An 18,908-nucleotide genomic window follows, 5' to 3' on the forward strand; every position below is an offset into this window, starting at 1 on the left:
CTAGCGGTCGAGCCCAATGAGGCGGCGGATGCGGCCGATATCGGTGCCGATGAAGGACTGCATGCCGATCGCCACCTGTTGCGGCGCCATGGCGTCGACGAAGCGGCGGAATTCTTCATCCGACAGCGCTTCACCGTTCCAGTGGACGCGGCAGAATTCCTCCGAGGCGTGGAAATGGCCGGCGCCTGCAAGCGCGTCGTCGACATAGCGGCCATAGATCATGCATTCGGAGAACTGGCGCGCCGAGCCGACGACGCTGACCCAGTCGCGGCCATGCACCGTCTCGATGCGCTCGCACATCGCGTTGACCGTCTCGCGGCGCCAGGCGATCAGCGTCGAGATGTAGTCGTGGCTCGACGCATTGGCAGGATCGATGCCGAGCGCGGCGCCGGCATTGCGCGACCAGATGCGATGCTCGTCATGACCATCGCGAGACAGCACGCCGTCGCGCCTAAACAGCCGCACCTTGCCGTCGCGCCAGAAGGCGCCGGTGTCGAACGGTTTCAGGAAGGCGACATCGGAATCGCAGAAGACCAGCACGTCTTCCTCGGCTTGGCCGGCAATGGCGATGCGGCGCAGCTGCTGCACATGCCATCCGCGCAGCGGCTGTGTTTTCAGGCTCAGCCAGATGCGACGGCGAAAACCGCTCAGCGGATCGTCGAACACGCGCAGCCAGCGCGGCAACAGGTCCCGCTCGTCGACGACACTGCGGCGGTTGCCTTCCAGCTGGCGAAACAGCGCGACGTCGCGATGCTCGGTCAGGATGTAGTGATGCGCCATGCCGGTGACGTGGCGGTCGATGGTTTCGCATAAAAGCCGGCAGCGTTCGAAATCGGGCGCGTAGCTCGCGGTGACGATTGCGGCTGAAGGCGCGCACGGCAGCGGTTCGATTGCAGTGGAGGGGCCTGGCACGAAGCGGCTGTTCACCGGCGCGCCTCCGCTGGCGGCGGCCCGAGCGACAGCTTCTGCTTGACGACGCGCCACAGGAACAGCGGATTACCGACGATATAGCGGCGCCACAAGCGGCCGGGTTCGATCCATAGGCGGAACAGCCATTCCAGCCGCAGCCGGCGCAGCCATAGCGGCGCGCGCGGCACCGAGCCACTCATGAAATCGAGCAGCGCGCCGACGGCGACCGGCAGTGTGCAATGGCGGCTGTCGATGTGGCGCTCGATCCACAATTCCTGGCGCGGCACGCCCATGGCGACGAGCAATATGTCCGGCCGCAGCCTGGCGATGCGCTCAAGGATCGCCGGCTCCTCGGCGGCCGAGAAGAAACCGTCATGGACGACGACGAATTTGTGCTGCACGGCGAGCGTCGAAAGCTTCGCGCATGCGGCTTCGGCATTGGCGCGGGTCGTGCCGAGCAGCGCTACGGTCAGCGGGTGCGACGACGCCTGCAGGAAGGCCGGAATGAAATCGGTGCCATTGAGATTGCTGGGGAAAGGCTCGCCGTAAAGCAACTTTGCCGCCATGTCGACGCCAACGCCGTCCGGCAGGATCAGGAAATCGTCCAGCGCTTCGGCAAAAACCTGATCGGTGCAGGCCAGGTTGGCATTGTGGGCGTTGAGGAAACTCACCTTGGTGAAGCGACGCTCGTCGATCAGCCTTGTCAGCAAGGAAATGGCCTCATCCCAACGTAAGGCGAGCACCGGAATGCCCAGAATGGTCTTGAGCGTATCGAAACCGAAGGCGGCGCGTGCGGTGTGCATATTCATGCGGCGGCCTCCTGTCTGACGGCGCCCAGCTTCTCAAGACCAAGCCCGATAGCGGTGTCGAGCGCGTTGAGCTGGCGGCGATGGAAGGCGCTGCCATCTACGTCGCGGACATTGGCAGCGGCCGCCTGGAGAGCGGCTGCGAAAGCAACCGGATCGTCGGTCACCACGCAATTGTCGGGACGATAGCCGATGCCGCGCAGCGAGCGGTTGGTGGCGACGGACGGCAAGCCGAGCTCGAAAGTCTCGATGGTCTTCAGCTGGACACCGCTGCCGGCGGTGCTGATCAAGGGGATGACGGCGGCGCCGCGCACGAAGGCCTGGGCGTCCCGAACCCTGCCGACGAAGGAGACGCCGGGATGCGCCGAGGTGATACCGGAAGGCATGTTGCCCGCGATCCTGACGCGGAAATCCGGTTTCAGATGCGGCACCACCTTGGTCAGGAACCAGTCGAGCCCGATGCGGTTCGGCTGCCAGGTCCAGGTGCCGATCAGCGCGGCGTCGCAATCGATGTGGCGCCGCGCCTTGCCTATGGGCGCCTGCGCGCGGGTCACCAGCGGCAGCACGGCCGAGCGTCTGTCGGAGGCGACGCCAAGCGCGGCGCGATCTTCCTCGGCCAGCGTGAAGACAAAGCGTGCGGCGCCGCAGAGGCGCTCTTCCATGATTTTGAGGAGCCTCGCCTCGCGGCGGAACATCCAGCGCTGAACCGCACCGCCGGCCGCGGCGGCATTTTCCTCGGCCGAACGGTGCTCGACATTATGCGCGACGAAGACGAATGGACGGTCGGCGAGCACTTTTTCGAAAGCACCGGCGAATTGCACCGAATTCAGGATATAGCCGTCGAAGGGACCGGCGCGCTCGATGGCGGCGCGGACTTGGGTCTCGGAAACGACGCGCAGCTTGACCGAGGAGAAGGTAAGGCCGGAGAAAACCGCCTTGCCGAGCCAGGCAAGCTTCCGCAAGGCCGAAGCGCTTTCGGTGCGGACCTCGACGGCGTCGAGCACGATAGTGGCTTGCGGATCGGACGGGACCTTTCCCGGCCAGATGAAGCCGATCACCGTCACGCGCGCGCCGGCGCGCCGCAGCGCATCGATGATCGCGGCGTTGGCAATCTCGTAGCCCGAGGCGAGAGCGCCATCGGGCACGATCGATGTGGCGAACAGCAGATGCATCTCACCTATCCATAGGTGCAGCCGGTAGCAAAACGCGGTGAAGCCTTGATTAAATGGCACTGTCAAAGGCCGAAGACCCGGCTTTTCCGACAGACGGGCGAGAAGGTGATTAACGAAACGTTATCACCGCGGTGCTATCGAGGCTCAAACCCACGCTGCTGGAAACGGATGATCCCTTTGCCGTCCGACGCTTCTGTATCGATCGCGGGACGGTCGCCGGGGCTTGCCGCCGAGACCGTCGAAGCGGTGGTGACGCTGCCGACCTTCAAGCGGCCGAAGCAGGTGTTGGAAACCCTGGCTTCGCTCAAGGCGCAGCGGACCGACAGGCGCTTTGTTGTCGTCGTCATGGAAAACGAGGCCGAGGCGCGCGAGGGAGCGAGCGCGGCGCTGCCGCTGTTCGAAGGCGGCGAGATGCCCGGCATGGTGATCATCGCGCATGAGCGCGGCAATTGCAGCGCCTACAATGCCGGCTGGCAGACGGCGATGCTGCAGTTTCCCAACTTCAAGCACCTTTTGGTCATCGACGATGACGAGATCGCCGAGCCCGACTGGCTGGAGCGCATGTGCGAGGCAGCCGAGACCCTTGGCGCCGATATTGTCGGCGGCCCGCAAGTGCCGGTCTTTGCCGACCCGGCGCATGCCAGATGGGCTGAGCATCCTGTCTTTGCACCGCCCTATCGTGAAACGGGCCGCGTGCCGGCGCTCTATTCGTCCGGCAATCTGCTGGTAGGGCGCAACGTGCTGGCGGCGATGGGACCGCCCTTCCTCGATTTACGATTCAACTTCACGGGCGGCGGCGATTCCGATTTCCTCAGCCGTTCGGCGCAGCAAGGCTTCGTGCTTGGCTGGTGCGCCGAAGCAAAAGTCAACGAAACCGTGCCGGCCCGGCGCATCGAGGCAGACTGGATCCGCGCCCGCAGCCTGCGCAACGGCGTGATCTCGACGCTTGTCGAAAAGAAGAAGCGCGCCGGCACGCCGTTTGCCGGCCTTAAAGTCCTCCTGAAGAGCCTAGCGCTGCTTGCGGCCTCGCCGCTGCGCGGCGCCATCCGGCTGGCGCGCACCGGCTCGCTGACGAGCGGCCTCTATCCCGTCTACGTCGCGCTCGGCCGGGTGCTTGCCGAATTCGGATATGCCAATGAGCAGTACCGACAGCCTGAGAAGAATTGAGCGCGCGCCGCTCAGCGGCGCCTTCACCAGGGAAGGTGTGGCGACGGCTATCGCCGCGCTCTTGTTCACAGTCATCATCGTCTCGTTTCGGCCTTTCCAGCCGGCCGGGGCGGAACTGACCGGCGACGGCGGCGACATCGTCAACCAACTCGGCTTCGGCTCGCTCGGCGCTGTCTCGATCTTCTCGCTGTTTGCCTTCGCCAATCCGCGCGTGGTGCGCTCGCTGGTCAGCCCGTCCTGGGCGCTGATGCTCGGCTTTTTCTTCCTGTCGGTGGTGCTGGCGACCGATCCGCCCGCGGCGATGCGCGCCGCCTCCTTCACCATGATCGGCATCATCACCATGGCGACGATCCTGGTGCTGCCGCGCGACGCCGACTCCTTCGCCCGAGTGGTCATCTTCACCGCCGTCGTGGTGATCGGCCTATCCTATATCGGGCTGATCGTCTTTCCGCACGAGGCGCTGCACACCGGCGACTCGCAGGAGCCGGAGCACGCGGGTCTGTGGCGCGGCGTCTTCACGCACAAGAACATCGCCGGTCCGGTGATGGCCTGTTTCAGCTTCGCCGGGCTCTATCTGTTCCGGCGCGGCCAGCGCTGGTGGGGCGCCGGCATCTTCTGCGCTGCGATGGTGTTCATGCTGCACACCGGCTCCAAAACCACCGCCGGGCTGATCCCGTTCTCGATCATGATCGTCGTGCTGCCCAGCCTCATCGGCATGCGGCTCGGCACGCCGATCCTGTTCGCGCTGGCCATCATCGCGACCGCTGTCGGCACGCTCGGCATCGTCTTCATCGCGCCGGTGAAGCACCTGGCGGCGATCTATTTCCCGAACCTGACCTATACCGGGCGCACGACGCTGTGGGAGTTCGCTGGCGAGATGCTGGCGAAGAAGCCGTGGACCGGCTATGGCTACGAGAGCTTCTGGGGAACGCCGCTGCTACTCAACCAGGACCAGCCTTTCGACCGGCCCTGGGATATCCGCACCATCGTTCACGGCCATGACGGTTATCTCGACATCGCCGTGCTAATGGGCATCCCCGCGCTCTGCGTCGCCGTCTACACTTTCCTGATCGCTCCTCTACGCGACTACATGCGCATCCCGCCGCGCAAGGAAAACATCTTCCTCGGCGATTTCTTCATGATGGTGGTGCTGTTCACGGCGCTGAACGGTTTCCTGGAAAGCTTCTTCTTCCACCGCGGCGACCCCGTCTGGCTGTTCTTCGTGCTGGGCGTGCTCGGCCTGAGGCAAGTCTCGCTGCGGCCGATCCCGGTTCGCGTCTCTCACTGAATCGGCGCAAACCATAGCCGCCGGTCAAAATCCCTGCGTCGAGGAACCGGTCCTGGCGATCGGTCTCCTGCTCACTGCTCTTTTCCGCAGGCGCGCAAGCGGCTAAGGAGAGCCATCTTGCGGAGGCTTTCATGACGATCAGGCTGGTTCTCGCCGGTTGCGGCAATATGGGTTACGCCATGCTCTCGGGCTGGCTGAAATCCGCCAAGCTCGAGCCGACGGCGGTGTTCGTGGTCGAACCCAATGCCGAATTGCGCCAGCGCGCCGAACATCTTGGCTGCCGCGCCGCCGCCGACGCCGCAGCTATTCCGGCCGACGCCGTGCCCGATCTCGTGGTCATTGCGGTAAAGCCGCAGGTGATCCGTGAGGTGACGGCGCACTACAAGCGCTTCGGCGACGGCAGGACGACTTTCGTCAGCATCGCCGCCGGCACGCCGGTCGCCATCTTCGAGGAAATCCTGGGCGAGCTCGCGCCGGTCATCCGCTGCATGCCGAACACGCCGGCGGCGATCGGCAAGGGCATGATGGTGGTGTTTTCCAACCCGCTGGTTTCCGACGACGTCCGCCGCTTCGTTGCAGAACTGCTTTCGGCTAGCGGCGTCGTGACGACGATCGACGACGAAGGCTTGATGGATGCGGTGACGGCCGTCTCCGGCTCCGGCCCGGCCTATATCTTCCACTTCATCGAAGCGCTGACGGTTGCGGCCGAAAAGGCGGGCCTGCCGGCCGAGACCGCCAAGCTGCTTGCCCTGCAGACCGTTTTCGGCGCCGCCTCTCTCGCCGCCGAAAGCGACGAGGAGCCGGGCGTGCTGCGTCAGCAGGTGACCAGCCCCAACGGCACGACCGCCGCCGCACTTGCCGTGCTCATGGGCGAGGACCGGCTGACGAAGCTTTTGACCGACGCGGTGGAAGCCGCGCGGCTCAGGTCGATAGAGCTGGGAAAATAAGATTTCGGCCAAGTCATGCTGAATCGTGACTGCGATCGGATATCGGTCTCGAATGGCTCAACCGGTCAATCCGGCCGTTTCTGAGGCCCGAAGCCGGCAAATTTCCGTTGGCGAATGCGGGCGAAGGTCTCGGCGGCAGGTCGAACGTTACCGTACACCGCTTGCTGGTTGGTAAGCGCCAGTATCTTCAAAAGCGCCAGCGTTTCCTGGGTCTCTTCGTATTGCCCGACGTCCTGGAGGACGGCCTTCGCCTCACCATGCAGCGTGATGACCACAGGCTGCCGGTTGTCTGCGAGCGTGCGGATGATTTCTGGCGCGTGAGCCATGAGGTAGCTGATAGGTTTTACCTGTTCCGACAACTTCATAAATCGGTCTCCTTCGACCAGAATATAGACCGTTAATGGTCAATCGGAAGTGCCTCCGGCCAGGGTAGCAGCGCGACCGCGCTGGGCTCGGCGAAAGCATCAGGCTCCGTACAACATCTCGTCCTGCAGCTTGCGCAGGGCGTACAGCCTTGTCGTCTGGTCCGGCGCGGCGTTGTCCGCCGTCAACAGCTCGCCCTTCCTCACCGGCTTCAGCAGCTTGCCGCCTTCGAGCAGCCCGACCGGCACGGCGCGGTTTGCCCGGGCATCGGCAACGGTCATGGTCCAGGATCGGTAGCAGGTTTCGCCGATCGAATCGAAGGTCTCGCCAGCGGCAAGGTCGCGCTTGGCGACGGCGCAGACTTCCGCCACCGGCTTCGGCAGCGGCACCATGTCGGGCTTGCCATGGAGCATGATGCGGGCAGCGGTGAGCGGCACCTCCAGCGAGGTCAGGTGATAGGGCCGGAACAAGCCGTAATAGGGTCCGTGGCCGACATGGAGATCATCCATGCGCTCGACAATGCGCGGGTGCATCGCCTCGACGATGACGAAGACGCCGGGCGCCACGCCCTTGCCGATCGTGTAGTCGACGACGCCTTTCCTCGACAGGAGGCCGCCGTCCTCTTTCGGGATCAGCACCTTGGCGAGTTGATCGCGATCGGCCTTGGGGCCGTGCATGCCTGGAACATCGGGAACCAGGCCGGTGGCGTTGGCGATTGCGCACATCTCGACCATGGTCTTCGAGCCGTCGACGAACTCGACCAGCATGCGCGGGTTCATGTTGCGGCGGGCCGCCTCTTCCCGGTAATCGTCGGGGACCGCGTCATGGTTGAGCGGATTGTTCTTGCCCTTGCCTGCCGAGACGATGGTTAGCCCAAGCGCTGAGGCGAATTCGATTAGTTCCATGCAACTGGACGGCTCGTCGCCCGCGCCGACCGAATAGACCACGCCGAGACGATCGGCTTGCTGCTTGAGATAACAACCGATGGTCACGTCCGCCTCGACGTTCATCATCACCAGATGCTTGCCCTGTTGCATGGCCATCAGGTCGAAATCGGCGGCAACGCCAGGTTTTCCGGTAGCGTCGATGACGACGTCGATCAGTGGATTGGTGACCAGCATCTCGTTCGAGGTGATGGCGATCCTGCCGCCTTCGATCGCCTGGGTGACCCTTGAGGCGGTCTCGGCCTCGACCGCCATCGCCTCGTCGCCATAGGCGATTCGGATCGCCTCGCGGGCGGTGTGCGGGCGCCGCGTGGAAATGGCCGCGATCGAAATGCCCGGCATCAGCATGCCCTGCGTCACCAGGTCGGTACCCATCTCGCCGGAGCCGATGACGCCGATGCGCACCGGGTTGCCCTCGGCGGCGCGTCGGGCAAGATCGCGGGCAAGCCCGGTCAGGGCGACATTGGTCATGCAAGAAAATCCACGGCTTTTTGCTCCGACTCGCAATACAGGGAACGATCCCCGCTTGCCAATCAAACCAGACCGACATGGCGATTTCTTGCGCATGCTTTGCAAAGCCGCAGCAGATTTCCCAGGAGCTTGTGCATAGCGACCGCAGGATTCGCCATTTCTTTCAGGCCATTAACCATTGCAATCCGCTTTGACCCGAAAAGTCTCGGCCGCTGCACCCGATTTCTGTGCCATTTTTGCTACAGGTTTTGGCACTAATGTCCGGAATCGCACTTTTGAGGGGTGTCTAATCCATTATGCACTCACATCCCCAAAAAATCTGATAGATACTGGCCGCAAGCTCTGGTGGCAGGCTTGGGCAAATAAGCGCTGATAAAAAACACAATGGCGCGGGGATAGTCACGGGGTAGAAATGATCAGGACGGGTAAAATAACCGTTGGCTGGCGCTTTGCGCTTGCCATAACGGTGTCGATGCTGGCTTGCGAGAGCGCCGGCGCACTCACACTCAAAGAAGCCGTCGCCGTCGCTGTGGAGTCCAATCCGGAGATTGGACAGGCGATCGAAAACCGCGAAGCGATCGAATTCGAGTTGCGCCAGGCAAAAGGCCTTTATCTTCCCAGCGTCGATCTGGAAGCGTCAACAGGCGTTCGCCGCCTGGACAATGATACGAGGCGCGCGCTCGATCAGGATCATGACTCCCTTTACCCGAATGAGGCCGACCTTACGGTCTCGCAGACGCTTTATGACAGCGGCGCAAGGCGGGCGGAATTGAACCGCCAGGCCTCGCGGGTCGACGGGGCTTCCTTCCGGGTTCTGGAACGGTCGGAATTCATCGGGCTTGCGGTCGTCCAGGACTATCTGGAATACATGCTGCAGGCTTCGATCGTGGTCGAGGCCAAGAAGAACCTTGGCTTCCATCAGTCCATTCTCAGCGACATCAAGCAAGGTATCGCGGGCGGCGCGCTCAACGATGCCGACCGGCAGCAGGCCGAGGAACGGCTTTATGCCGCCAAGGCGCGGATGCAGGAGGCAACCGAAGAACTCGAGGCGGCCAAGATCCGCTTCTTCAAGAATGTCGGCAAGCCGCTGACCAACGCGTCGCGGCCGGCCGATGTCGCGGGCGCTCTGCCGCGGTCGCTGGACGATGCGATCGGGCTTGCCCGGCAGAACAATCCGCGTGTCCATATGGCCGACAGCGATATCGACGCCGCCGCTTCGCTGGTCGATGCGGCGCGGGCGAAATACGGCCCCACGGTTACCGCCGAGGGTGTTGCCCGGGGCGGGTATGACATCGACGGCGACAATGGCGACGCGAGCGACTTGCAGGCTCGGGTGGTGTTGCGCTGGAACCTGTATCGCGGTGGTATCGACAAGGCCAATGAACAGGAACAGATCCGCCGCACCAGCGAGCAGCGTCTTGCGCTGCACCAGGTGCTGCGCGAGATCGAGGAAGCTGTCCGTACCTCGTGGGACCGCCGTTTCCGCCAGGCGGAACTGGCAAAGACGCTGCGGCTGCAGGCAGCCACCAATGAAAAGCTCGTCGCTTCCTACCGCGAGCAGTTCAAGGTCGGACAGCGCTCGCTGCTCGATGTGCTCGACGCTCAGAACACGCGCTTCAACACCGCAACACTGGCCGACACGTCGTCTTACGCGTCGCTGTTTGCGGAATACCGGCTGCTGGCCGCAACCGGGGAATTGCTGAAGACGCTCAACATCGAGCCGGCCAAGCAGGCCTCGGCCTATGCACGCTCGGAGTTCGGCGTGCCTGCAACGGCCGATACCGAGACTTATGCGCGGACGCCGTCGGAACAGAAGAACGATCTTCCGTTCGACATCCTCGCGCCGGTCAGGAAGAAGTAGTCGATGTAAGCGTCGATCTCGGGTCCTTCGGGGCGGATCGTGAACCAGCAACCCAATATCCTATCGCCCAAGGAGGCCTTCAAAGCCTGCTTCTGCGCTGTTGCGGCCTATCTCGGCAGGCCGAGCGCGGAAACCGTGCTGTTTGCCGGCGTGCCGATTCCGGAGACGCGCATCGAGCCGGATGAAATCCGCCACCTGGCCGAGCGCATCGGCCTCGAGGTCCAGGATTTCAGCCATCGTGATTTCCTGCGCGGCCGCTTCGATCTTCCGGCCATCGTCTTCCGCGTCAGCCAATTGCCGGTCGCACTCCTGGCCGAAATCGAGGGCGGACAATATCTGACGGCGCCCCAGGAAAACGGCCGCACCACGATCGACAGATCGGAACTCGCCGAAACCTATATCAGCGGCGGCACTTCCTTTTCGATCACCTATGCCAACACGGCCGAAGAGATGACGGTCGGCTCCGCCGCGCGGATCGAAAGGCGCCACTGGCTGACCGGCACCATGGGGGCGTTCTGGCGCACCTACTCCAAGGTGGTGCTGTCGGCGGTCTTCATTAACCTGCTTGCGATCGCCTCGCCGATCTTCACCATGAACGTCTACGACCGCATCTTGCCGAACAAGGCGATCTCCACTTTGTGGGTGCTGGCGCTCGGCATCGGCGCGGCCATCCTGTTCGACCTGCTTCTCAAGACGGCCAGGGCGTCATTGATCGACTATGCCGGACGCAAGGCGGATCTGCGGATCTCCTATCTTCTGTTCGAAAAAGTGCTGAATTCCTCGCTGTCGGCGCGGCCCGGATCGACGGGTGAATATGCAAACCGCGTCACGCAGTACGAATTCGTGCGCGAGTTCTTCACCTCCAACACCGTCAGCGTCTTCATCGACACGCTCTTCGTCTTCGTCTTCTTGGCTGTGATCTACGCCATCGGCGGCTGGCTGGTGATCATTCCTGCGCTGGCCTTCGTCATCTCCGTCATTGTCGGGCTGATCACGCAGCGGCGGATCGGCAAACGGGTCGCCGCCTCGATGAACGAGGCGTCGCAGCGCCAGGCCCTGCTGGTCGAATCCATTTCCACGCTGGAGACGATCAAGTCGCTGCGCGCAGAGGCATACCTCTTACGCAAATGGGGCGAGCACTCGAAGAACGCAGCCAACACGTCGGAGAAGATCAAGGAACTCTCGGCCGCGGCGGGCAACATCACCGGCGCCATCCAGCAATTCGTCACGGTCGCCCTGGTCGTGGCCGGCGCCTACGCGTTCTCGGAAGGCCAGGTCTCGACAGGCGCCATCATCGGCACCGTCATGCTGGCCGGCCGGGCCGTGGCGCCGCTCGGCCAGATCGCGATCACGCTTGCGCGGTTCCGGCAGGCCATGTTGTCGCTCAGGATCGTCAATACGATCATGGCGCAGCCGGAGGACCGCCCCGATACGGTCGGCTTCGTCAACCGGCCGATCCGCAGCGGCGCGCTTGTCTTCAAGAATGTCGGTTTCGCCTATCCGGGTACGGAGAACGAGGTTCTGAGCGGGCTCAACATCGCGGTCAAGCCCGGCGAGCGGGTCGGCATCATCGGCCGCATCGGTTCCGGCAAGACCACGATGGGCCGGCTGATCGGCAGGCTTTACCTGCCGACGTCGGGGGAACTGCTGCTCGACGGCATCGACGTCCGCCAATACCATCCTTCGGAGGTCCGCGCCGCGGTCGGCATCGTCGCGCAGGCAGGCGACCTGTTTTCGGGCACCATCAAGGAAAACCTTTTGATGGCGGCGCCGGAAGCGACCGACGAGGAGATCATCAATGCGGCGAAGGCCGCGGGTGTCGATGACTTCGTCTCGCGGCATCCGCGCGGCTACGACATGAATGTCGGCGAGCGAGGCACCAATCTCTCGGGCGGGCAAAGGCAGGCGGTGGCAATCGCGCGGCTGCTCCTGACCAAACCGAAGATCGTCTTCCTGGACGAGCCATCGGGTTCGATGGATCTCGCTTCCGAACGGCAGTTGATCAAGCAGCTCAAGGTGGCGTTCGATCGCGACACGACGCTGATCGTATCGACCCATCGCTACAGCATGCTGGAGCTTGCCGACCGCCTCATCGTCATCGAGCAAGGCCGCATTGTCGCGGACGGGCCAAAGGAACAAGTCATCCAGGCATTGCAGAAGGGCAATGCCTGACCGGAACGCAAAGACATGCTTGCAAGGGAAGATCGGCCACCATTTTTCGCCTCGGCGTCCGTCTACATCGTCGGGGCGCTGTTCGTGTGCTTCACGGCCTGGGCATCCTTTGCCGAGGTGGATGAGATCGCGCGCGGCGACGGCAAGGTGATACCCGCTTCGAAGACGCAGATCATCCAGGCCAGCGAGCCCGGCGTCGTGCAGGAAATTGCCGTGAAGATCGGCCAGATCGTCAAGAGGAACGATCTCATCATCCGCCTCGACAACTCGGGCAACACGTCGAGCCTTGGCGAAGAGAAGGCCAAGGCGCGAGCGCTGCAGGCCCGCATCGCGCGGCTTCAGTTCGAGCAGAGCGGCAATGTCGAAGGGGCGTTTCCCTGCCCTGCGGAAATCGAGAAGCTCGCGCCGGAAATCTGCGACAACGAGCAAAAGCTGCTCATCGCGCGGCGCGACAATTTCGAGGTGAAGCTCTCGGTGCTCAAATCGCGCCTCGATCAGCGCGAAAAGGAGCTGGACGAGGCCACCGCCAATTCCGATCGCCTGTCCAAGAGCCTGGAAGTCACCGACCGGGAAGTGGCGCTGGTCGAACCTATGGTCAAGAAGGGCCTGATGGCCAAGACCGAACAACTTCGCGTCGAGCGCGAACAGACCGACCTTCACGGACAGCTGAGCCTCGCCGGCGAGACCATCAAGAAGAGCCAGTCGGCAATCACCGAGGCGCAGCTTCAGGTGAATGAATTGGGCCTGCAATTGCAGCAGGAGGCGTTGAGCGACCTGACGCAGGCGCTCGCCGATCTTTCCGTGGTCGACGAAACCATCCGCGGCGCCACCGACAAGGTGGCGCGCACCGACATTCGCTCGCCGGTCGACGGCATCGTCAACACGCTCGACGTCAACACGCTCGGCGCCTTCGTGCAGCCCGGCGCGGTGGTGGCCGGCATCGTGCCGACCTCCGAGACGCTGCTGGTCGAGGCGCGGGTGTCGCCGCGCGACGTCGCCTTCATCCAGCCGGACCAGGAGGCACTGATCAAGGTCACGGCCTATGATTTCTCGATCTTCGGCGGCATCGAGGGCAAGGTCTCCAACATCACCGCCGACAGCCTCGTCGACCAGAAGACCGGCGAGCCCTACTACCAGGTGCGCGTCGCCACCGAGAAGTCGACGCTGACAAGGAACGGCAAGGCCTATTCGATCATCCCGGGCATGATCTGCTCGGTCGACATCAAGACCGGACACAAGACGATCCTCAACTATCTTTTGAAGCCGATCAACAAGGCGCGTCAGGAGGCGATGAGTGAGCGATAGCGCAATCCGCCCCGACACTCACCGCGACCGGCTGTTGCCGGTGCTGGCGGCCGAGGATTTCGGCCCGGAGTTCCGCGTCGTGGCGCGCGGCGGCGTGCGCCGCGGCATCCGCCTGGAGCGCGCCTTCTGGGTGTCGCTGAAGCAGATGGCGGAAAGCCGCAAATGCACGATCGGCATGCTGGTCGAGGAGATCGCCGAACATCATCCCGACCAGGGCAACCTCACCTCGGCGATCCGGGTCGCCTGCATGCGCGGCCTCGCCGAGGAAAGCATGGAATTGCGCAAGCTCGCGTCGGTCCGCACGATCACCGCGATCCTGATCGCCTGCCCGTCACCCGCCTTCGCGCTGTCGTCGTCGAAGAAGATCCTGGCCTTCAACGCGCCGTTCCAACAACTGGTCAGGCGCCAATTGCCGAGCGCGCCCGGCGAGGATGGGCGCCAGGACCTGAAGCTGGCGCTCGACCTCAACGTTCCCGATATCTTTGCCCGGCTCGACGCCAATGGTGAAACACCGGTCACCAGCGGCTTCGTCATCGGCGCCGGCGAGCGCCGCTATCGCGGCCAGCTCAGCGCCGTGCGCGCGCCCGTCACAGAACCGGAACTGCTGATGGCCTTCGTCTTCAACGGGTAGTTTCGACCGCCCGATGGGCTGCACTGGAAGATCGCATATCTCGGGATCGGCCGAACACGCCCATCGCTTCGTCATTCTATGGCGAAGCAAGGAGCGAAGCGACGCGCGCAGACCATAGAATCCATGCCGTTACGCCAAGGCGATGCGGCGGTGCAGAATTCTGCGCCGTTGCACCCTCGGCTGAGGTAACGGCATGGATCCCTGGGTCTTCGCTCCGCTCCGCGTCGCTACGCCCAAGGATGACGAAGTTGAGGAGGCTTCGGCCGATTGCGTTTGCGGCCCGCGTTCCCTGATTGCGCTAACCGGCGAGCGGCCTATTTCGTGGCAAAACCGGACCTCGCAGGCGCAACTTTCGCGTCAGGCGATCCTTCGCCGGGCGCTACCGTCGAGAAGCCACCTGTAATGTCGGCGATCTGCGAGCCGGACTTCGACCCGTGGATCCAGGCGCGGTCCGTGCTGAAGGAATAGAGCGGGACATAATCGGGCAGCTCGCTGTCGCGCATGACGGCGTTGCCGAGGCTGTCGAGGATGAAGGCGCCGCTTCCCGTGCTGACCGACAGAACGGCGTGGAAGAACTTGCGGCGGCGATCCTGGAGCACCACGAGCGACATGCTCTGCGCCGGGATCCCGGCTCTGAGCAACGCCGCCATCTTGAGTATGGCGAAATCCTCGCAGTCGCCGGCGCGATGCTCGAGGATTTCCGAAGGCTTTGCCCAATAGTCGAGCTTGCCGTAGACGACGCTGTCCTTGCGATAGGCAATCAGCCGATTGATGCTGCTGTTGACGAAGGACAGCTTGTCGCGAAAGCCCTTGTCGGCGGCAATGTTGATGATCTCGGCGAAAGCCGGGCTCTCGCGGTCGCAGGTGCTGCCCGCGGTACAGTCGATGATTGCCCTATAGACAGGAGCCCAGCGCGCCGCGACCGGAAAGTTGCGCATCGACAAGGCGACGGAGCCGAAGACGCCGGGAATGATCGCGGCGGTCTGGATCGGATCGATGCCGGGATCGGCCTTGGCGCTCGAACGCGCTTCAATCTCATAGGATGCCGCCGGTGCGTAGCCTGCCGAGACGTCTGCGATCCGGTATGCGGCGGCCGGCTGCCAAGGCAGCGGCCGGACCAGCGAAACACCGCCGAGGCTGGTTGGCGCAAACAGGTTTTGAGGGGCCGGGGCCGCGCCCGAATTCGCGCTGGCTGGTGATGGATTTGCCTGAACGGCGAGGCCGATCGCCAGCAAGAGAACTTTGATCCCCGTCGTCCCCGGGGCTGCTTTTTGTATTTTCATAACGCCCACCTTTGACTGTGGACGCTACCAATCTTGTCTCAAATTATCGGAAAGGAAGGTGGGTAAGTTTCCGCGAATCACTCTATTCTTATTTCAATCAAATTTTATTCAAATTTATACTTTCATTTACCAAGGTGGCGATGCGCGCCACGGCCAATCCCGTGCTCCTTAAGGGAATGCATATCTGCATATATCATCGCGATTTACCACGTGTAAAAAATGCGATTCTCTACATATACGAGTATATGAAATAGATTGAACGTCTGTTGCAAAGCCCAGGCCTGACATGTCTCTTTCCGTGAAACGCCGGAGGGGCTTTAGCTATGACAACCAATATCCAATTCGACGCCGTTTCAAATTCCTGGGACGAGCATACGAGCGCTGGGGAAAATCCGATCTCGACCGGTGTCCAGGTCGCGCAAGCCACCAGCAGCCAGGCGGCGAGCGAGCCGGTACCGGTCGATGTCGGCAGCGGCGCGCCGGCGCAGGGCGCGGCCCCGGCTGCAAACCAACCCGCGGCTGACGCGAAGGCCCCTGCTTCCAACGCAAATGCGCCGGCTGCAAATGCGGCGGCAGCGAATGCCCCGCATGAGTATCACGTCGAGGCCGGCAACGTCGTAAAGCTTCCGGCCAGTGTCTCGATCGACAACATCAAAGTCGAGGGACACGACCTCGTCCTCACGCAGCCCGACGGATCCGAGATCGTCATCAAGGACGCCGCGCTGAACGTGCCGACCTTCATCCTCGGCGATGTCGAGGTGCCGCGCGTCGCCCTGATCGCCGCGCTCGAGGCAAGCCATGTCGATGTCGCCTTTGGCGCCGACGGCTCGATCTCGGCGGCTGGAAATGCCTCGCCCAGCGCCGGCGGCAATTTCGAACATCCCGCAGGCGGGATCGGCGACGGCTTCGGCCTCAGCGCCCTGCTGCCGCCGACGGACCTGGCGTTCGGCCAGCCTGAGCACCGCGATCTGTTCCCGGGCCTGCTGCCCGATTCCACGCCGACGATCATCGACCTGACGCCGTCGACCAGCGGCGGCGACACGATCGTCAATGAGAAGGGCCTGGAGACGGCCGGCTCGACGGGGTCCGGCGAAGCGGGCACCAGCGCCGCGGTCGACAACGACCCCTCGGAGCACAACACCGGCACCTTCACAGTTAACTCGCCCGACGGCATCGGCTCGCTGAACATCAACGGCCAGGTGATTTCGGCCGCCGCGCTTGCCAACAGCGGATCGACGCCGATCGATATCACGACGCCGCTCGGCAACACGCTGACCATCAACGGCTACGACGCCGCCACCGGCCAGGTGAGCTACACTTATACGCTTGAGCACAGCGAGCAGCATCCGGCCGGCAGTGATCCGATCTTTGACAATATAACCGTGACGGTCACCGACACGGACGGCGACGTCTCCCTTCCGGGCACGCTCTCGGTCCAGATCGTCGACGACGTGCCGACGGCCAACCCGGACGCCAACAGCGTCGCGGCGGGCAGCCATGCGGAGATCAGCGGCAACGTGATCACCGGCGCCGGCGAGACCGATCCTTCCACCAGCGCGGACGTGAAGGGCGCGGACGGCGCCAGCGTGACGTCGGCCCACGGGACAGGCGCGGCGCAGGATGTGACGTCGGCGGTCATCGGAACGACGATCGCCGGCCAATACGGCACGCTGACGCTCTTTTCTGACGGCCACTACACCTATGACCGCGCGGCAAACACGCCGGGCGGCGTGAACGATGTGTTCCACTACACGCTGACGGACGGCGATGGCGACCAGTCGAACACCACGCTGACGATCAATATCGGCAACGAACCGCCGAGGCTCGGGGATATCCCGGCGGCGGGCGCAGACGGCGCGATCGTGTACGAAGCGGGACTGGCGAGCGGCTCTCAGCATGACGGCTCGAACGCGGTGAGCGGCACGATCGGCTTCACCTCGCAGGACGGCGTCAACACTGTGACGCTGGGCGGCCATGCGCTGTCGAGCGATTCGGGCAATCCGACGGTGTTCACGGACCCCACCACGAACGGCACGGTGAGCGCGTGGTACGAATACACCGCTGCGACCGGCACGGGCACGATCCATTACAGCTACACGCTGACATCCGATTTCCACAGCGCCACGGGCGGCGACGGGGCCAATACCGAAGCGGCACCCAGCTTCGCGGTCGTTGTGACCGACCTGGATAACCAGCCCGCCTCCGGCAACCTGGTGATCAATGTCATCGACGACGTGCCGACGGCGCATAACGACACCGACGCGGCACAGTCCGGCGAGACGGTGACGGGCAATGTCGAGGCCGGGACGAGCACGAACGGCACCGGCGCGGCCGACATGGCGGGAGCGGACGGAATCGCCTCGATCGCCTGGACGGGTTCGGTAACGAACAACAACGTGACGACCGTTCAAGGCACGTATGGCGTGCTGACAGTTTATGCCAATGGCGATTACAGCTATCACGCCAATCCGAATACAACGGCCGGCAATGACGTGTTCAATTACACGATCACGGACGGCGACGGCGACACTTCGCCGGCGAGTCTGTCGATCACCGTGACCAATGGCCAGCCGCAAGTGACGGCGGAGGTTGCGGCGGTGAACGAGGCGGGTCTGGACACGACGCCGCCAGTCGGCGACCTTGGCCCCGGGACGGTGGACGGCTCGCATGCGGGCGACGGCTCGGAGACGACGACGGGTACGTTGACGTTCTCGGATCCTGACGGGGCCACGGTGACCGGTGTTGCATCCGGCAATATCGGCAGCGACGTGACCGGCAATGTCGGGTCGAATATCAATGGGACGCACGGCATCCTGCACGTCAACGCGGACGGCACCTACACCTATACGTTGACGTCGCCGGAAGCGAATGCCCCGGCGGGCAACGACGGCCCCAACGTGCAGCCCGGGCCGGACGTGTTCACGTTCACGGTAACCGATGGCCATGGCAATACATCCACGTCGACCATCTCGATCAACATCACGGACGATGTTCCTGCGATCGTTGCGACCGGCTCGGCGCCGACGCTGAGCGTCGACGAGAGCTTCATTCCGGGGATCGGCTCGGTCGGCAGCGGCGGCGGCAACATCTCGACGGGCAACTTCGCGACCAGCTTCGCGGTGACGCCGGGTGCGGACGGCCAGTCCGGCTCGACCGCCTACTCGCTGACCATCAACAATTCCACGACCACCCTGGTCGACTCGCTCACCGGCCAGACAGTGCATCTGGTGGCCAATGGAGCAGGCGAAGTCGATGGCTACGTGACCATCAGCGGGGTGCAGACCAACGTCTTCACGCTGACGGTCGATGCGACCGGCCATGTGACGATGACCGAACTGCGCGGCGTCAAGGAAGGTTCCGGCGAAGCGCCGGACACCAGCGAAGGGACCCTGCTGGGCGCCGGCCTGGTGTCGGTGACCGCAACGGTGACCGACAATGACGGCGACACCGCCAAGGCCTCGATCGACCTCGGGTCGAAGATCACCATCCATGACGACGGTCCCTCGATCTCGGCGACCGGCTCGGCGCCGACGCTGAGCGTCGACGAGAGCTTCATTCCGGGGATCGGCTCGGTCGGCAGCGGCGGCGG

At 63.5% G+C, this 18,908-nt stretch carries 14 protein-coding genes; 8 read left to right on the top strand and 6 right to left on the bottom strand.

Annotated elements, in window-relative coordinates; all coding sequences use genetic code 11:
* The 3 genes from AC0L2L_RS23125 to AC0L2L_RS23135 are packed head-to-tail and all read right to left on the bottom strand — an operon-like array spanning position 1 to position 2,887.
* The gene (locus AC0L2L_RS23125) at positions 1-927 is read right to left on the bottom strand and encodes a DUF6492 family protein (protein ID WP_473581441.1); all 927 of its coding nucleotides are present in this window, start codon (positions 925-927) and stop codon (positions 1-3) included.
* Positions 924-1,718 (bottom strand): WecB/TagA/CpsF family glycosyltransferase, encoded by a 795-nt coding sequence (locus AC0L2L_RS23130; protein WP_473581442.1) that lies wholly within the window; start codon positions 1,716-1,718, stop codon positions 924-926. The genes AC0L2L_RS23125 and AC0L2L_RS23130 overlap by 4 nt, the downstream gene beginning before the upstream one ends.
* Entirely contained in the window at positions 1,715-2,887 is a 1,173-nt protein-coding gene (locus tag AC0L2L_RS23135; protein ID WP_473581444.1) for a glycosyltransferase, read from the bottom strand. Before AC0L2L_RS23135 ends, AC0L2L_RS23130 begins: the two co-directional genes overlap by 4 nt.
* 168 nt (positions 2,888-3,055) lie before the next feature.
* Between AC0L2L_RS23135 and AC0L2L_RS23140 the strand changes: the two genes are divergently transcribed.
* The 3 genes from AC0L2L_RS23140 (at position 3,056) to proC (ending at position 6,289) form a co-directional block, all read left to right on the top strand.
* On the top strand, positions 3,056-4,054 hold the full coding sequence (locus AC0L2L_RS23140; RefSeq protein ID WP_473581445.1) for a glycosyltransferase family 2 protein: 999 nt from the start codon (positions 3,056-3,058) through the stop codon (positions 4,052-4,054).
* The gene (locus AC0L2L_RS23145) at positions 4,023-5,342 is read left to right on the top strand and encodes an O-antigen ligase family protein (RefSeq protein WP_473581446.1); all 1,320 of its coding nucleotides are present in this window, start codon (positions 4,023-4,025) and stop codon (positions 5,340-5,342) included. The genes AC0L2L_RS23140 and AC0L2L_RS23145 overlap by 32 nt, the downstream gene beginning before the upstream one ends.
* A 131-nt stretch (positions 5,343-5,473) precedes the next feature.
* On the top strand, positions 5,474-6,289 hold the full coding sequence (gene proC, locus AC0L2L_RS23150) for a pyrroline-5-carboxylate reductase (RefSeq protein WP_473581448.1): 816 nt from the start codon (positions 5,474-5,476) through the stop codon (positions 6,287-6,289).
* 65 nt (positions 6,290-6,354) lie between these two features.
* Here the strand turns inward: proC and AC0L2L_RS23155 are convergent, their stop codons facing one another.
* A complete protein-coding gene (locus AC0L2L_RS23155; protein ID WP_473581450.1) occupies positions 6,355-6,654 on the bottom strand; it encodes a type II toxin-antitoxin system Phd/YefM family antitoxin in 300 nt (99 codons plus the stop codon).
* Positions 6,655-6,753: 99 nt separating this feature from the next.
* Positions 6,754-8,067 carry an NAD(P)H-dependent oxidoreductase gene (locus AC0L2L_RS23160; RefSeq protein ID WP_473581451.1) on the bottom strand — a complete coding sequence of 438 codons (1,314 nt, stop codon included), beginning with the start codon at positions 8,065-8,067 and terminating at the stop codon, positions 6,754-6,756.
* Between the two features lie 412 nt (positions 8,068-8,479).
* On the opposite strand from AC0L2L_RS23160, the gene AC0L2L_RS23165 reads away from it, so the two are divergent.
* Genes AC0L2L_RS23165 through AC0L2L_RS23180 form a run of 4 tightly spaced genes read left to right on the top strand, consistent with a single transcriptional unit; the run spans position 8,480 to position 14,036 of the window.
* The gene (locus AC0L2L_RS23165; protein ID WP_473581452.1) at positions 8,480-9,928 is read left to right on the top strand and encodes a TolC family protein; all 1,449 of its coding nucleotides are present in this window, start codon (positions 8,480-8,482) and stop codon (positions 9,926-9,928) included.
* A gap of 39 nt (positions 9,929-9,967) precedes the next feature.
* A complete protein-coding gene (locus tag AC0L2L_RS23170; protein ID WP_473581453.1) occupies positions 9,968-12,100 on the top strand; it encodes a type I secretion system permease/ATPase in 2,133 nt (710 codons plus the stop codon).
* Positions 12,101-12,115: 15 nt separating this feature from the next.
* The gene (locus tag AC0L2L_RS23175; RefSeq protein ID WP_473581454.1) at positions 12,116-13,405 is read left to right on the top strand and encodes an HlyD family type I secretion periplasmic adaptor subunit; all 1,290 of its coding nucleotides are present in this window, start codon (positions 12,116-12,118) and stop codon (positions 13,403-13,405) included.
* Positions 13,395-14,036 (top strand): ribbon-helix-helix domain-containing protein, encoded by a 642-nt coding sequence (locus AC0L2L_RS23180; protein ID WP_473581455.1) that lies wholly within the window; start codon positions 13,395-13,397, stop codon positions 14,034-14,036. Before AC0L2L_RS23175 ends, AC0L2L_RS23180 begins: the two co-directional genes overlap by 11 nt.
* A 314-nt stretch (positions 14,037-14,350) precedes the next feature.
* Here the strand turns inward: AC0L2L_RS23180 and AC0L2L_RS23185 are convergent, their stop codons facing one another.
* Positions 14,351-15,319, bottom strand: a complete 969-nt coding sequence (locus AC0L2L_RS23185) for a transglutaminase-like cysteine peptidase (RefSeq protein WP_473581456.1) — start codon at positions 15,317-15,319, stop codon at positions 14,351-14,353.
* A gap of 323 nt (positions 15,320-15,642) precedes the next feature.
* Between AC0L2L_RS23185 and AC0L2L_RS23190 the strand changes: the two genes are divergently transcribed.
* Positions 15,643-18,908 (top strand): DUF5801 repeats-in-toxin domain-containing protein (locus tag AC0L2L_RS23190; protein WP_473581457.1); only part of this gene is annotated, 3,266 nt, incomplete at its 3' end.

This window comes from Mesorhizobium sp. WSM4832, assembly GCF_055811115.1.

Coding starts and splice junctions, on each gene's coding strand:
- AC0L2L_RS23130 (WP_473581442.1), bottom strand. CDS start 1,718: ATGAATATGCACACCGCACGCGCCGCCTTCGGTTTCGATACGCTCAAG.
- AC0L2L_RS23135 (WP_473581444.1), bottom strand. CDS start 2,887: ATGCATCTGCTGTTCGCCACATCGATCGTGCCCGATGGCGCTCTCGCC.
- AC0L2L_RS23140 (WP_473581445.1), top strand. CDS start 3,056: ATGATCCCTTTGCCGTCCGACGCTTCTGTATCGATCGCGGGACGGTCG.
- AC0L2L_RS23145 (WP_473581446.1), top strand. CDS start 4,023: ATGAGCAGTACCGACAGCCTGAGAAGAATTGAGCGCGCGCCGCTCAGC.
- proC (WP_473581448.1), top strand. CDS start 5,474: ATGACGATCAGGCTGGTTCTCGCCGGTTGCGGCAATATGGGTTACGCC.
- AC0L2L_RS23155 (WP_473581450.1), bottom strand. CDS start 6,654: ATGAAGTTGTCGGAACAGGTAAAACCTATCAGCTACCTCATGGCTCAC.
- AC0L2L_RS23160 (WP_473581451.1), bottom strand. CDS start 8,067: ATGACCAATGTCGCCCTGACCGGGCTTGCCCGCGATCTTGCCCGACGC.
- AC0L2L_RS23165 (WP_473581452.1), top strand. CDS start 8,480: ATGATCAGGACGGGTAAAATAACCGTTGGCTGGCGCTTTGCGCTTGCC.
- AC0L2L_RS23175 (WP_473581454.1), top strand. CDS start 12,116: ATGCTTGCAAGGGAAGATCGGCCACCATTTTTCGCCTCGGCGTCCGTC.
- AC0L2L_RS23185 (WP_473581456.1), bottom strand. CDS start 15,319: ATGAAAATACAAAAAGCAGCCCCGGGGACGACGGGGATCAAAGTTCTC.